The sequence below is a fragment of the Burkholderia sp. YIM B11467 genome, from assembly GCF_052952715.1.
In genome coordinates, this window is the sequence record NZ_JBQVSQ010000009.1 from 156,762 (window position 1) to 170,728 (window position 13,967).

At 67.2% G+C, this 13,967-nt stretch carries 14 protein-coding genes; 3 read left to right on the forward strand and 11 right to left on the reverse strand.

What is annotated here, in order from left to right; translation table 11 throughout:
* Positions 1–28 precede the first annotated feature (28 nt).
* From ACTRWB_RS27940 to ACTRWB_RS27970, 7 genes are all read right to left on the reverse strand, one after another.
* Positions 29–970, reverse strand: a complete 942-nt coding sequence (locus tag ACTRWB_RS27940) for a substrate-binding domain-containing protein (protein WP_446903744.1) — start codon at positions 968–970, stop codon at positions 29–31.
* 80 nt (positions 971–1,050) lie between these two features.
* The gene (locus tag ACTRWB_RS27945; RefSeq protein WP_129515594.1) at positions 1,051–2,088 is read right to left on the reverse strand and encodes an ABC transporter permease; all 1,038 of its coding nucleotides are present in this window, start codon (positions 2,086–2,088) and stop codon (positions 1,051–1,053) included.
* A gap of 19 nt (positions 2,089–2,107) precedes the next feature.
* The gene (locus tag ACTRWB_RS27950) at positions 2,108–3,646 is read right to left on the reverse strand and encodes a sugar ABC transporter ATP-binding protein (protein ID WP_446903745.1); all 1,539 of its coding nucleotides are present in this window, start codon (positions 3,644–3,646) and stop codon (positions 2,108–2,110) included.
* A 21-nt stretch (positions 3,647–3,667) separates the two neighbouring features.
* Positions 3,668–4,444 (reverse strand): SDR family oxidoreductase, encoded by a 777-nt coding sequence (locus ACTRWB_RS27955; protein WP_412023896.1) that lies wholly within the window; start codon positions 4,442–4,444, stop codon positions 3,668–3,670.
* 67 nt (positions 4,445–4,511) lie between these two features.
* A complete protein-coding gene (locus ACTRWB_RS27960; RefSeq protein ID WP_412023895.1) occupies positions 4,512–5,789 on the reverse strand; it encodes an L-fuconate dehydratase in 1,278 nt (425 codons plus the stop codon).
* A gap of 24 nt (positions 5,790–5,813) precedes the next feature.
* Positions 5,814–6,656: an ureidoglycolate lyase gene (locus ACTRWB_RS27965; protein WP_193099927.1), complete on the reverse strand. Its 843-nt coding sequence runs from the start codon at positions 6,654–6,656 to the stop codon at positions 5,814–5,816.
* A gap of 54 nt (positions 6,657–6,710) precedes the next feature.
* Positions 6,711–7,475, reverse strand: coding sequence for an SDR family oxidoreductase (locus ACTRWB_RS27970; RefSeq protein ID WP_412023894.1), 765 nt, complete (start codon positions 7,473–7,475; stop codon positions 6,711–6,713).
* 665 nt (positions 7,476–8,140) lie between these two features.
* On the opposite strand from ACTRWB_RS27970, the gene ACTRWB_RS27975 reads away from it, so the two are divergent.
* The 3 genes from ACTRWB_RS27975 (at position 8,141) to ACTRWB_RS27985 (ending at position 10,099) form a co-directional block, all read left to right on the forward strand.
* Positions 8,141–8,431, forward strand: a complete 291-nt coding sequence (locus tag ACTRWB_RS27975; protein WP_048243381.1) for a DUF3331 domain-containing protein — start codon at positions 8,141–8,143, stop codon at positions 8,429–8,431.
* A gap of 167 nt (positions 8,432–8,598) precedes the next feature.
* Positions 8,599–9,585, forward strand: coding sequence for an oxidoreductase (locus ACTRWB_RS27980; protein WP_446903746.1), 987 nt, complete (start codon positions 8,599–8,601; stop codon positions 9,583–9,585).
* Positions 9,586–9,799: 214 nt separating this feature from the next.
* Entirely contained in the window at positions 9,800–10,099 is a 300-nt protein-coding gene (locus tag ACTRWB_RS27985; protein WP_048243377.1) for a DUF4148 domain-containing protein, read from the forward strand.
* A gap of 196 nt (positions 10,100–10,295) precedes the next feature.
* On the opposite strand, the gene ACTRWB_RS27990 is transcribed toward ACTRWB_RS27985, so the two are convergent.
* Genes ACTRWB_RS27990 through ACTRWB_RS28005 form a run of 4 tightly spaced genes read right to left on the reverse strand, consistent with a single transcriptional unit; the run spans position 10,296 to position 13,962 of the window.
* On the reverse strand, positions 10,296–11,492 hold the full coding sequence (locus ACTRWB_RS27990) for a TauD/TfdA family dioxygenase (RefSeq protein WP_446903747.1): 1,197 nt from the start codon (positions 11,490–11,492) through the stop codon (positions 10,296–10,298).
* 22 nt (positions 11,493–11,514) lie between these two features.
* Positions 11,515–12,468 (reverse strand): alpha/beta hydrolase, encoded by a 954-nt coding sequence (locus ACTRWB_RS27995; protein ID WP_446903748.1) that lies wholly within the window; start codon positions 12,466–12,468, stop codon positions 11,515–11,517.
* Positions 12,469–12,497: 29 nt separating this feature from the next.
* Positions 12,498–12,986, reverse strand: coding sequence for a thioesterase family protein (locus ACTRWB_RS28000; RefSeq protein ID WP_446903749.1), 489 nt, complete (start codon positions 12,984–12,986; stop codon positions 12,498–12,500).
* Between the two features lie 10 nt (positions 12,987–12,996).
* Complete coding sequence (locus ACTRWB_RS28005; RefSeq protein WP_446903750.1) at positions 12,997–13,962, reverse strand: L-carnitine dehydrogenase; 966 nt, start codon at positions 13,960–13,962, stop codon at positions 12,997–12,999.
* Positions 13,963–13,967: the final 5 nt, after the last annotated feature.

Here is a 13,967-nt window from a genome sequence, read left to right on the forward strand (position 1 = left end):
GGCGACGTGCGCCGCCGCGACGCAACGTTCAGTCGTACAGCACCGCCGCGATCTTCGGATCGTCGATATTGGTCTTGTCATACCAGTAGAAACCGGTATCGATGACCTTCGGCAGCTTCTCGCCCTTGATGGCCTTCACGGCCGCCTCGACCGTCTTGTAGCCGATCCCGATCGGGTTCTGCGTGATCGCGCCGGCCATCAGCCCGCTGCGGATCGCATCCTTCTGCTGCTTGCCCGAATCGTAGCCGACGATCACGACCTTGCGCTTCATTTCGCGCACGCCGTTGACCACGCCGATCGCCGAGCCTTCGTTGGTGCCGAACAGCCCCTTGAGCTTCGGATACGCCTGCAGGATCGACTTCGTCACCTCGGTCGACTTCAGCTGGTCGCCTTCGCCGTACTGCACGGTCACGACCTGCACCTTCGGGTGCGCCGACTTCATCCGTTCGAGAAAACCGTCGCGGCGGTCGATGCCCGTGCGGCTCGTCTGGTCGTGCGCGACCACGGCCACCTCGCCTTCGTCGCCGATCAGCGCGGCGAGCTTGTCGGCGGCGAGCGATGCGGCGGCCTTGTTGTTGGTCGCGGCGGTCGTCACCGGGATGTCGCTGTCGACACCCGAGTCGAATGCGATCACCGGGATCTTCTCGGCCTGCGCCTTCTTCAGCAGCGGCAGCGCGGCCTTGCTGTCAAGCGCCGCGAAGCCGAGCGCGGCCGGTTTCTTCGCGATCGCGGCCGACAGCATGTCGATCTGCTTGTCGACCATCGCCTCGGTTTCGGGCCCCTCGAACGTCACCTTCACCTTGTAGTCCTTCGCGGCCTGCAGCGCGCCCGATTTCACGGCCTGCCAGAACTGATGCTGGAAGCCCTTCGAGATCAGCGGGATATAGGCTTCCTGCGCGTGCGCGCCGGCCGTGACACCCACGGCGAACGTCAGCCCGACGATCGCGTTCAACACCTTGCTCCTGATCACTTCGCGTCTCCTTTTTTCGTATCGAATGGAACGCCGGCCGAAACCGGCGGTGAAGCGCATTCCTGCATCGGTCGCGTCGTTCAGCGGCGGCGCCGGCGCAGGATGTCGACGTAGACGGCGAGAATGATGATCACGCCCGTCACGACCGTCTGCCATTCCTGCGCGACCGACATGATGCGCAGGCCGTTGGTCAGCACGCTCATGATGAACGCGCCGATGATGGTGCCGACGATGCTGCCCGCGCCGCCCGACAGCGACGTGCCGCCGATCACGACGGCCGCGATCGCATCGAGCTCGTAGCCCTGCCCGAGCGCGGGCTGCGCGGAATTCAGCCGCGACGCGATCAACAGCCCGGCGATCCCGCACACCGCGCCGCTGAACGTGTAGACCGCGATCTTCCATGCGTCGACGTTCACACCCGACAACCGCAGCGCTTCCTCGTTGCTGCCGAGCGCGAACGTGTAGCGGCCGAAGATCGTCCGGTTCAGCACGATCGACGCGCCGATCGCGACGAGGAACAGGATCAGCACCGCGTTCGGAATCGGCAGCGCGGGAATCAGGTTGCCGATCAGCGAATCCTGCGCGATCGACGTGAAGCCCGGCGTATCGTTGAAGTAGATCGGCCGCGTGCCCGAGATCACGAGCGACAGCCCCTTGAGCAGCATCATCATGCCGAGCGTCGCGATGAACGGCGGCACCTTCATCTTCGCGATCACGAAGCCCGACACGCTGCCCGACAGCGCGCCGAACAACAGCGCGGCCAGGATCCCGAGCGGCAGCGGCATCCCCCATTTCGTGAGAACGACGCCGGCCATCACCGCGCAGAACGTCATCAGCGTGCCGACCGACAGGTCGATGCCCGACGTGATGATCACGTAGGTACAGGCGACGGCCAGCACGCCGTTCACGGCGGTGGCCTGCAGGATCGTGACGAGGTTGTCGACTTCGAGGAAGTTCGGCGATGCGATGCTGAAGAACACGATCAGCAGCACGAGGCTCGCGAACGCGAGCAGCTTCTGGCGCGCGGCCGGGTTGAAGAAACGGGCGCGGAAGCCGGGGGTGCCGGCCTGCGAATCGCCGGAAGCCAGGGGCGGAACGGGATGCGTATCGTTGGGCATGATCGGGTAAGCGTCTGAATCAGGACAATACGGTCGACTCGCGCTGCGTCGCGAGCTGCATGATCTTTTCCTGCGTGGCGTCGGCCGCGCGCAATTCACCGGTGACGCGGCCTTCGCACATCACGAGAATCCGGTGGCTCATGCGCAGCACCTCGGGCAATTCCGACGAGATCATCACGATCGCCTTGCCGTCGGCGGCAAGCGCGTCGAGCAGCTTGTAGATCTCGCTTTTCGCGCCGACGTCGATGCCGCGCGTCGGCTCGTCGAAGAACAGGATGTCGCAGTCGCGCAGCAGCCACTTCGCGATCACGATCTTCTGCTGGTTGCCGCCCGACAGCAGCCGCGTGGGCTGCGCGACCGACGGCGTGCGGATCGCGAGCTGCCGCACGTAGGCCTGCGCGGTGTCGCGCATCTCGCGCGCGTCGAGGAACACGCCGCGGCGCACGAAGCGGTGCATGCTCGACAGCGCGATGTTGTTCTGCACGTCCATCCCGACCGCGAGCCCGAAGTGCTTGCGATCCTCGGACAGGTAGCCGATCCCGTGCGCGACCGCGTCGGCCGGCGTGCGGATCGTCACGGTCTTGCCGTGCACGCGGATCTCGCCCGCGTCGACCGGATCCGCACCGAACACCGCGCGCGCGACCTCGGTGCGGCCCGCGCCCATCAGCCCGGCGAAGCCGAGGATCTCGCCGCGCCGCAGCGTGAAGCCGACATCGCGGATCGCACGGCCGCGCGACAGCCCGCGCACTTCGAGCGCGACGTCGTTGGCGGACGTGTCGGGCGGCGTGCGGTATTCGGTATCGAGCTGGCGGCCGACCATCATCGCGATGATCGCGTCCATCGACGTGCCGGCCATCGGCACGGTCGCGACGTACTTGCCGTCGCGCATCACGGTCACGCGATCGGCGATCTGACGCAGCTCGTCCATCTTGTGCGAGATGTAGACGATGCCGACGCCGTGCGCGCGCAGGTCGCCGATGATGCGGAACAGCTCGGCGATTTCCGCGTTGTTGAGCGCGGCGGTCGGCTCGTCCATGATCAGCACGCGCGAGTCGAACGACAGCGCCTTCGCGATCTCGACCATCTGCTGCTTCGCGACCGTCAGCCGGCCGACCGGCGTGCGCGGGTCGAGATCGAGCCGCATCCGCGCAAAGATCGCGGCCGCGTCGCGGTTCAGTTTGTCCTCGTCGACGAACACGCCGAAACGGCCGCGCGGCTCGCGACCGATGAAGATGTTCTGCGCGACGCTCAGGTGGTTCATCAGGTTCAGTTCCTGATGGATGATGCCGATCCCGAGCGCCTGCGCGGCGCGCGGGTCGGTAATCTCCACCGCGCGGCCGTCCATCCGGATTTCGCCGTCGTCGCGCTGGTACACGCCCGCGAGGATCTTCATCAGCGTCGACTTGCCGGCGCCGTTCTCGCCCATCAGCGCATGCACTTCGCCGGCATGCAGGTCGAAACGGCAGTCGTCGAGCGCCTGCACGCCCGGAAAGCGCTTGCCGATGCCGCTCAACGCAATCAGCGGCGGCGCGGCGTTTTGGTTCGGGTCGGGTTGCATGGGGTCGGGGCTCCGCTGCATTCAGCCGATCGCGCGATCGAGATGCGTATAACCGCCATCGACGAACAGCCACTGGCCCGTCGTGTGCGATGCGCGTTCCGACAGCAGGAACACGGCCGTGTCGGCGATTTCCTCGGCCGTCGTGAAGCGCTTGCCGAGCGGCACTTTGTCGGCGATTCCCGCGAGCTTCGCATCGGGATCGTCGAAACCGGCGAGCCAGTTCCTGTAAAGCGGCGTCATCACCTCGGCCGGGATCACCGCGTTCACGCGCACGCCGTCGTCGCGCAATGCGACGGCCCATTCGCGCGTCAACGCGAGTTGCGCGCCCTTCGCTGCGCAATAGCCGCTCGTGTTGCCCTGCCCGGTGACGGCCGTCTTCGACGAGATGTTGACGATCGCGCCGCGCGTTGCCTTCAGGTGCGGCACGCAGTAGTGCGCCATCACGTAGTAGTGGATCAGGTTGCGTTCGAGCGACGCGACGAATGCGTCGCGCCCGGCGTCGAGCCCGATGCCGTCGTTGATGCCCGCGTTGTTGACGAGGCCGTCGATGCGGCCGAACTGCGCGATGGTTTGCGCAACCGCGTCGCGGCACTGCGCGTCGTCCTGCAGCTCGACGGACACGCACGCGGCACGCGGCTGCTTCTGCGCAAGCTCGCGCCAGAACGCGTCGTCGGGCGCGTGGCGCGCGAACACCACCGGAATCGCGCCTTCACCGGCGAGCCGCATCGAGATGGCGGCGCCGATGCCCGACGCGCCGCCGGTCACGATCACGACCTTGTCTTGCAGATTCAAATCCACTTCGCGTCTCCGTCGTTCATGTTGTCGCCGCGCACGTCGTGCGGTGTGCCGCGTGCATCGCCGTGCTTCAGCCGCGGAACCGGTATTGCTCCAGCGATTCGGGCTTCATCTCGATCGAGAAACCGGGCGCCGTCGGCGGCATGTAGGCCGCGTCGCGCACGACGCACGGTTCGACGAAATGCTCGTGCAGGTGATCGACGTATTCGGTCACGCGCCCTTCCTTCGTGCCGGAAATGCACACGTAGTCGATCATCGACAGGTGCTGCACGTATTCGCACAGCCCGACGCCACCCGCATGCGGGCACACCGGCAGCCCGTACTTCGCGGCCATCAGCATCACCGCGAGAATCTCGTTCACGCCGCCGAGCCGGCACGCGTCGATCTGCACGACGTCGATCGCGCCGCGCGCGATGAACTGCTTGAACAGCACGCGGTTCTGGCACATCTCGCCGGTCGCGACCTGCACCGGCGCGATCGCCTTGCGGATCTTGCGATGCCCTTCGACGTCGTCGGGGCTCGTCGGCTCCTCGATGAACCACGGCCGCGCGAACGCCAGCTCGCGCACCCAGTCGATCGCCTCGTCGACTTCCCACACCTGGTTCGCATCGATCATCAGCTTGCGGTCCGGGCCGATCACCTCGCGCGCGATCGTCACGCGGCGGATGTCGTCCTCGAGGTTCGCACCGACCTTCAGTTTCACGTAGTCGAAACCGGCGTCCACCGCCTCGCGGCACAGCCGGCGCAGCTTGTCGTCGCTGTAACCGAGCCAGCCCGCCGACGTCGTGTAGCACGGGTAGCCGTCGCGTTCGAGAATCGCGATCCGTTCGGCCTTGCCGGGCGCCTGCCGGTGCAGCAGGTCGAGCGCTTCGTCCGGCGTCAGGCAGTCGGTCAGGTAGCGGAAATCGATCGCACGCACCAGTTCCTCCGGGCTCATGTCGGCGACCAGCCGCCACAGCGGCTTGCCCACCGCCTTCGCCCATAGATCCCACACGGCATTGACCACCGCGCCGGTCGCCAGGTGGATCGCGCCCTTGTCGGGGCCGATCCAGCGCAACTGGCTGTCCGACGTGACGTGCCGCCAGAAGCGGCCCATGTCCTCGCGGATCCAGTCGAGGTCGAGGCCGACGACGAGGTGACGCATCGCGTCGATCGCCGCGCAGCAGATTTCGTTGCCGCGCCCGATGGTGAACGTGAGCCCGTGACCTTCGAGCCCGTCGCGGTCGGTTTCGAGCACGACGTAGGCGGCCGAATAATCGGGGTCCGGATTCATCGCATCGGAGCCGTCGAGCTGGCGCGAGGTCGGGAAGCGCACGTCGAGGACGCGCATCGATCGAATGATAGGCATGGCGAACCGTCCGGGAAAAGGGAATCAGGCCTGCACGGTGCGCTGGCGTTGCTCGCCGAGCCCGTCGATGCCGAGCGTGATCACCTGCCCGGCGCGCAGATACACGGGCGGCTTCTGCCCGAGGCCGACGCCCGGCGGCGTGCCGGTCGAGATCACGTCGCCCGGCTGCAGGCTCATGAAGCGGCTCAGGTAGCTGATCAGGTGCGGCACGCGAAACACCATCGTCGCGGTCGTGCCGTTCTGGTAGCGGTGGCCGTCGACGTCGAGCCACAGCCGCAGCGCGTGCGGATCGGGCACTTCGTCGGCCGTCACGAGCCACGGGCCGAGCGGCCCGAACGTGTCGTTGCCCTTGCCCTTGTCCCACGTGCCGCCGCGTTCGAGCTGGTATTCGCGCTCCGACACGTCGTTCACCACGCAGTAGCCCGCGACGTGCGACAGCGCGTCGGCTTCCGCGATATAACGGCCACCCTGGCCGATCACCACGCCGAGTTCGACTTCCCAGTCGGTCTTCTCCGAGCCGCGCGGAATCTCGACGTCGTCGTTCGGCCCCGAGATCGCGCTCGTCCACTTGCCGAACACGACGGGTTCCTTCGGCACCTCCATCCCCGATTCGGCCGCGTGGTCCGAATAGTTGAGCCCGATGCAGATGAACTTGCCGACGCGGCCGACGCACGGGCCGAGCCGCGGCGTGCCTTCGACCAACGGCAGCGACGACGGCGGAATATCGCGCAGCCGCGCGAGCGACGCCGGTGACAGCGCGTCGCCCGCGATGTCGTCGACCACGCCGGACAAGTCGCGGAGGTGGCCCTGCGCATCGAGCAGGCCCGGTTTTTCATGGTGTTTGTCGCCAAATCTCAGCAGTTTCATAGCGTCTGAACGGAATCGGAAAGTGAAGGGGAACGCGCGGTCAGTTCGTCGTGGTCAGTTGGACCAGCCGCCGTCGATCAGGTGAATCGCGCCGGTCGTGAACGACGCTTCGTCGGAGGCCAGGTACAGCGCCAGCGCGGCCACTTCGTCCGCACTGCCGATGCGCCCGATTGGCTGGCGCGCGACGAACGCCTGGCGCACCTCGTCGGTCGACACGTGGCGCGTGCGCGCCTGGTCGGCAATGCGCTGCTCCAGCGACGGCGACTCGATCGTGCCCGGGCAGATCGCGTTGCAGCGGATGTTCTGCGCGACGAAATCGGCGGCCACCGCCTTGGTCAGCCCGATCACGGCCGCCTTGGTCGTGCCGTACACGAAGCGGTTCGGCACACCCTTCACGCTCGACGCGGCCGATGCCATGTTGATGATCGACGCGCCGCCGGCTTCGAGCATCGCCGGCAGCAGCGCGCGGATCAGCCGGTACATCGACGTGACGTTCAGGTTCAGCGAGAACGCCCACGCGTCGTCGTCGCAATCGAGGATCGAGCCGTGGTGCACATAACCCGCGCAGTTGAACAGCACGTCGAACGCGCGTTCCTGCGCGGCGAGCGCCGCGACGTCGTGCGCGTCGGTGACGTCGAGCCGCCGCGTGGTCAGCCGGCCGCCCACGCGTTCGGCGTCGGCCTCGAGCCGCACGAGCGCGGCTTCATTGATGTCGGTCGCCAGCACGTCGGCGCCCTCGCTCGCGAACCGCAGCGCGGTCGCGCGGCCAATGCCCTGCCCGGCCGCCGTGACCAGCGCGCGCTTGCCCTGCAATCTCATGAGCACATCTCCCGAAAAAACAGGCCGTCAGCCGGCCGATTGGCACAAAGGACTAAAGGTCCAACCAATGATAGGAAGTGATCGCGCGTTTGTCACGAATTCGCGATTCAGTATTTACCCGGGCAGCTCAATCCGTCAGGCAGGCAATCGTCCGGCGCTCGGCAGGCCCCGGCAGGGCACCCGCGGATTCGCGCAAACCCAATGCCGGCGGGCCTCTCAGCGGGTTTTACGCACACGCCCGGCGCGGCTGCCGCGCCAAACTGACAAAAACGTCATGTGCGCGTCAGGGTCTCAACGGGTAGCGCGCGCCATCATGGCGTTGCCGGACCGCGCTTCCGGTGCATCGCCACCCCGCCCGCGTTCGATCCCTGCGGGCACCTCCGTCCCCCGGCGATGTACTTCCGTGACTGGGCGAGCAGACACGGCGCGCGGGCCGATTTCGCGCCCCGGGCTTTCGGTCCGGGGCGTTTTTGTCCGTGGATTCCAAGAAAGTAAGCATGGATTGTTTCTAAATCGGCAAAAGGTAATTTGAGCCAGACAGGATGTTTTTTCCGGTCACAGACGCTTACATTTAGCGCACCACTCATGGAAACCGCTACGGATTCGCCATCGGGTAGTGACATCCACTGCCAAGGACGATCCGCACGAGCTTTAGGAAACGGCAAATGAAGGCCTCCCAATCCCTGCCTGCGCTCGATCCCGCCGACGTCCACGTCGAAATTCTCGAACGTTCCGATACGCTGCTCGTCGTCCGCTGGGTCGAACCCGGCCGCTGTCACTACGGTGAACAGCGCTGGCGCCGCCGCTTCGCGCAACGCACCGGCACCTGCGCGCTGTCGCGCCAGGTCATCCATCGCGGCGACGAAGTCTTCCGCCCGGCCGAACGCCCGGCGCCCGCGAACGCGGCCGCGATGATCTCCGCCGCCGAAGTCCTCGCGCTGGCCGGAGGCAGGTAAATCCTGCCGGCCGCGCGCCGAGGCCCGTTGCGCCGCACGGCGCGCCAGCCCTAGAATCGCCGGTCTAATTCCCCCGCTTGTCTGCCGCGCCCGCTCGCACTATCGTTACACCACTCAATGTAACGATTACGTGTCGCGGCCGACCGGCCGCGCCGATGGAGACAGACATGCATGCATGGAGCGCGCGCCACGTCCCGGCGCAGGGCGGCAAGGTCGCGGTCGTGACCGGCGCCAACAGCGGTCTCGGCTGGCAGCTCGCGGAAACGCTGGCCGCGAAAGGCGCGACGGTCGTGATGGGCTGCCGCGACGCCGCGCGCGCCGCGCAGGCGGCCGATGCGATCCGCCGGCTCCATCCCGATGCACGCGTCGAAGTCGACCCGCTCGACCTCGCCGATCTCGCGTCGATCGAACGCTTCGCGGCCGACGTGGCCGAACGCCACGGCCGCGTCGACATCCTCTGCAACAACGCCGGCGTGATGTTCCTGCCGCTGCGGCATACGCACGACGGCTTCGAGATGCAGTTCGGCACCAACCACCTCGGCCATTTCGCGCTGACCGGCCATCTGCTGCCCGCGCTGCGCGCCGCGCGGCGGGCGCGCGTCGTGACGATGTCGAGCGGCTTCAACCGCGGCGGCCGGATTCGCGTCGACGACCTGCGTGCCGCGCACCGCTACAACCGTTATCTCGCCTATTGCGACAGCAAGCTCGCGAACCTCGTGTTCGCGATCGAACTGCAGCGCCGCTTCGAGCGCGCCGCGTTCGCCGGGATCAGCGTGGCCGCGCATCCCGGCTATGCGGCGACCAACCTGCAGTTCGCCGGCCCCGCGATGGACAGCTCGCCCGCGCGCGCGGCGCTGATGCGCGCCGCGAACCGTTATCTCGCGCAGCCGGCCGACCAGGGCGCGCTGCCCGCGATCCATGCGGCGACCTCGCCCGATCTCGCGGGCGGTGCGTACATCGGGCCGTCCGGCTGGTTCGAGTCGCGGGGGCTGCCAGCGCCCGCGAGCGTGCCGCGTTCGGCGCGCGACGTGGCCTCGGGGGCGCTGCTGTGGGAGGCGTCGGAAGCCGCGACCGGCGTGCGCTTCCTCAGCTCGGGCGCGCCGGCCGGGCGCTCGCCGGGCCGGCCGTTCGACACGGCAGCCCAGGCGCGCTGAACCGCGCGCCGCCAACCGCAACATTCCTCATACTTATTACATCAACCGAAAAGAAAGCCGGTTGAAAGACTGGATCGTCGCGCCACTGTTACCGAACAGGAAACAATTTATCGTCAAAATCAGCGTTTACCCTCAACCGTCCGATGACTAAGATTTGATCAATCGCTTAAGACATGGTGTCGAGAGCGAACTCAATAAAACACCGGAGGTCATCATGAAATCGCTCATTTCCGCAGTTGTTGCCGCTGCCGCCCTGTCCGCTTCGTTTGGCGCATTCGCGCAAAGCACCGTGACCCGCGCTCAAGTGAAGAACGAACTGGTCCAGCTCGAACAAGCCGGCTACAAGCCGGGCGTGTCGAGCCCGTACTACCCGAACGACATCCAGAGCGCCGAAGCACGCGTTCATGGCGCCGACACCAGCGGCTACGGCGCGCAACCGGCTCCGGCCGTCCACTCGGGCGCCCCGGCTGCCACGTCGTCGAACGCACGCGACTCGGTCTTCTTCGGCCAGTAAGCCGAGACGCCCCCGGCGGGCGCCGCGCATCGCGCGATGAAGACGTAACAGGACGAGCCCCCTTGCGGGGCTCGTCCTTTTTTATGAAACGCATACCTCCGCCGCCCGGCAGCGGGTGGCTTCGCCCGGGCGCTTTGCGTCCGGGCGCTTTTTCGTTTGCGAGGCAGGCTTGGGGGGATGGGGTCAGGCGCGCCGGTCAGCGCGCCGTGGCTGCAGCAGGTGCCGAACGCGACAACACCCGCCACCGCGACAGCAGTTCATCGCGATCGACATAGCAACCCTGCAGGTGCCGGCGGCCCGTCGACGGATCGAACTCGGTGCGCGCATGCAGCACGCGCCGGTTGTCGAACGCCCACATGTCGCCTGCTCGCAGTCGGCGTTGCACGCGGAAACGTGGCTCGCGCGCGAGCGCAAGGAACCGCCGGTACGCGCGATAGACGGCCGCGACCGATCCGGCCGGTGCATCGAGCGGCCCGCGCAGGAAGTTCGCGACGCGCACCTCGGTCACGTTGCCGCGCGCATCGAGCCCGATCACCGGCGCCGAGCAGCGGTAGTCGCTGTTCGCACTCTTGTTCCAGAACTCGAACGGCGTCGACGCAAGTTGCGCGAAATCGGCCGGATGCTCGCGCCGCAGCGCATCCGCGAGTGCGAAACCGTCGAGGAACACACTGTCGCCGCCCGTCGCATCGTTCGCGAGGCAATGCAGGAACTGCACACCCGGCTGCAGCTCACGCGTCGGCAAATCGGTGTGCGGCGGCAGGTTGAGCGACGTATACGCATTGCTGTCCGGGCGCGGCTTCGATTCGACGTCGAACAGCACGCCGAAATTGCTTTCGCGGATCAGGCCGACGCGGCGTGCAATCTCGTCGACGCGGCCGCGCTCGGCCGGCACGCCTTCGACGAGCGTCAAGCCGGTGCGTTGCAACGCGTCGAGCCACGCGAGCAATGCGCCGTCGTCCTCCATCACGTCGCGCCACGTGAACACGCCGATCGCCGTCGCATCGTCGCCGGCCCACACGTGCCGTCCGTGCGCGGCCAAACGCTCCGCGCGCGACGCGTCATCGTATGCATGCGCGCGCAACCAGCCCGGCGACCACGCGCTGCGGTGCCCGTCGTTCCACTCGACATGCAGCGCCCCATCGGCTTCGACGTGCACCGTGAGTGCCGACAGATCCTCGCGCGCATCGGCGATCTCGAACACCTGTTCGCGCGTGATCGCATGCACGCACGCGGAACATGCACAGTTGTCGCGCAGCCAGTCGAAATGGAACGGCGATCGTCGCGTGTCGCTCCACTCGACGTCCACCGCTTCTGCGCCGATCGTTGCCTCCACAATGGCGACGTCGGCGGAAAACGTCCGCCAGTCCTCGATACGGTGTTGCGCTGCCTGCATCGTTGCCTCCTGGATACGCCCGCTACGCGTGTGGTGCGAGCAGAAACCCGCCGACCATCCGGTGCAGCCGCGCCGCCTGCGGACTCGTCCTGAGCGCGCGCCAGCAGCCGTGCACCAGCCCCTCTCCCATCCAGTACTGCGCGACGCCGCCGGCCGCGCGAATCCGTTCGACATACACACGCGCATCGTCGCGCAACGGATCGTGTTCCGCGCCGATCGCGAGCACGGGCGGCAGGCCATCGAAACGCGACGCTGCGAGCGGTACCGACGCGCGTAACAGCGGGTCGCGGTCGAACCGGCCGTCAAACTGACCGTCCCAGTACAGCGCTCGATAACGATGAACGTCGTCGAGCGTCAGCATCGGCGCATGCGCTTCCGTTTCACGCGCGGGCGATTGCGGTTCAAACCCGAGCATCGGATAAACGAGCGCGACGCCGTCGAGGCCACCTTCGCCCGCATCGCGCAACGCGGTGGCGACGGCCGCCGCGAGCATGCCACCCGCACTGTCGCCCGCGAGCGTCAGCGGATGCACGCACGCCCCGAACGGCCAGCGTGCATCGCGCGCGGCGCGCGTGACGGCCAGGCAATCGTCGAGCGCAGCCGGCGCGCGGTGTTCGGGTGCAAGCCGGTAGTCGACGGCGATCACGTCGAGCCCCGTGTCGGCCGCCAGTTGCGCGGTGATCAGCGCATGGCTGTCGAGCGAGCCGACGACGAAACCACCCCCATGAAAAAACAGCACCGTGCCGCGCGACGCGCCGTGCGCGGCCGTGTAGCGCCGCAGCGCGATCGCGTGCCCGTCGGGCGCGTGCCATACGGCATCCTGCTGCACGATGCCGGCCGGCAGCGCGGCCGGCGTCCATGCGGCCGCGAAGCGATCGTAGAGACGGCGCTGCTCATCGGGCGAGCGCGCCGCCGCGTCGGCCGGATACCACGCGTCGACGGCGGCGACGAACGCCGCGATTTCCGGTTCGAGCATCGTGTGCGCTCCGTGGTTGAAGGTCGACGCTAACGGCGCGGCGGCAGGCCGATCACGCGGCCCGCATACGCAGGCGCCGTGCAATCGCGCTGCAACGCATGAAGCTCGGCCACGCGCGCGGCAACGTCGTCGTCGAACGGCGCCGATTTCGCGCCGTCGCGTGTATCGACATGCAGCAGCATCTGCTCGCTCGCCGATACCGCGTCGTCATGCCCATCCGCGAACAGTTCGAGATACAGGTGCAGCCGCTTCGCGTCGTGCGCGAGCACACGCGCATCGACACGCACGGGCGTGCCCTCCTTGATCTCGTGCAGATAGTTCACGTGCGCCTCGAGCGTGTAGACCGAGCGGCCCCGCTCGCGACGCGCGGCATCGTCGAGCCCGATGCGATCCAGCAACGCATCGGTCGCGAAGCTGAAGATCAGCAGATAAAACGCATCGCGCAGGTGGCCGTTGTAGTCGACCCACTCGGGCCGCACCACGTCGCGGTAAATCGTCAGCGGGGTATCGCCCGTCATCGCCTGTCCTTTAATCCTCGAATCGCATCCCGTGCCGCGCCTTCACCGCGGCGATCGACTTCAGCACCTCGGTGATGCACTCGTCGCGATAGCGTTCGAGTTCCTTGATGCTGCGCGTGCCCTGCTGTTCGGTCGTGCCGTCGACGACGCTGTCGATCAACGCATCGGTCAGCGTCGGCGCGACCAGCTTCGTCCACGGCAGTTCGAGCGCGGGGCCGAACTGCTGCATGAAGTGTCGCATGCCCGCGTCGCCGCCGGCCAGCGTGTAGGTCAGGAACGTGCCCATGAACGACCAGCGAATGCCCGCGCCGAAGCGGATCGCATCGTCGATCTCGCCGGTCGTCGCGACGCCTTCGTTGACCAGATGCAGCGCCTCGCGCCACAGCGCTTCGAGCAGCCGGTCCGCGATGAAACCCGGCACCTCCTTGCGCACGTGCAGCGGCCGCATGCCGAGCTTGCGATAGATCTCCATCGCGGCTTCGACCGCTTCCGGCGACGTATGCTCGCCGCCGAGCACCTCGACGAGCGGCAGCAGGTAGACCGGATTGAACGGATGGCCGACGACGCAGCGCTCCGGATGCGTCGCACGTGCATAGAAATCCGTCGGCAGCAGCCCCGACGTCGACGACGCGATGATCGCGTCGGGCTTCGCCGCGCGGCTGATCTGCTCGTGCAGTTCGAGCTTCAATGCCTCGCGCTCGGGCGCGCTTTCCTGGATGAAATCGGCATCGGCGACGCACGCTTCGATCGTCGATACGAAACGCAGCCGCGCGGGATCGGCGCCCGGCGCGAGGCCGACGCGCTCCAGCGCGGGCCACGCGTTCGCGACGTTTGCACGCAGCCGCTCTTCCGCGCCCGGCGCGGGGTCCCACACGACCACGTCGAGACCGTGCGCGAGCGCGCGGGAGATCCACCCGCTGCCGATCACGCCGGTGCCGATGGCGGCGAACGTCTTGATATCGGTCTTCACAGCCATGTCAA

Coding starts and splice junctions, on each gene's coding strand:
- ACTRWB_RS27990 (WP_446903747.1), bottom strand. CDS start 11,492: ATGCAGGCAGCGCAACACCGTATCGAGGACTGGCGGACGTTTTCCGCC.
- ACTRWB_RS27995 (WP_446903748.1), bottom strand. CDS start 12,468: ATGCTCGAACCGGAAATCGCGGCGTTCGTCGCCGCCGTCGACGCGTGG.
- ACTRWB_RS27965 (WP_193099927.1), bottom strand. CDS start 6,656: ATGAAACTGCTGAGATTTGGCGACAAACACCATGAAAAACCGGGCCTG.
- ACTRWB_RS27950 (WP_446903745.1), bottom strand. CDS start 3,646: ATGCAACCCGACCCGAACCAAAACGCCGCGCCGCCGCTGATTGCGTTG.
- ACTRWB_RS27970 (WP_412023894.1), bottom strand. CDS start 7,475: ATGAGATTGCAGGGCAAGCGCGCGCTGGTCACGGCGGCCGGGCAGGGC.
- ACTRWB_RS28005 (WP_446903750.1), bottom strand. CDS start 13,962: ATGGCTGTGAAGACCGATATCAAGACGTTCGCCGCCATCGGCACCGGC.
- ACTRWB_RS27945 (WP_129515594.1), bottom strand. CDS start 2,088: ATGCCCAACGATACGCATCCCGTTCCGCCCCTGGCTTCCGGCGATTCG.
- ACTRWB_RS27960 (WP_412023895.1), bottom strand. CDS start 5,789: ATGCCTATCATTCGATCGATGCGCGTCCTCGACGTGCGCTTCCCGACC.
- ACTRWB_RS27975 (WP_048243381.1), top strand. CDS start 8,141: ATGAAGGCCTCCCAATCCCTGCCTGCGCTCGATCCCGCCGACGTCCAC.
- ACTRWB_RS28000 (WP_446903749.1), bottom strand. CDS start 12,986: ATGACGGGCGATACCCCGCTGACGATTTACCGCGACGTGGTGCGGCCC.
- ACTRWB_RS27985 (WP_048243377.1), top strand. CDS start 9,800: ATGAAATCGCTCATTTCCGCAGTTGTTGCCGCTGCCGCCCTGTCCGCT.
- ACTRWB_RS27980 (WP_446903746.1), top strand. CDS start 8,599: ATGCATGCATGGAGCGCGCGCCACGTCCCGGCGCAGGGCGGCAAGGTC.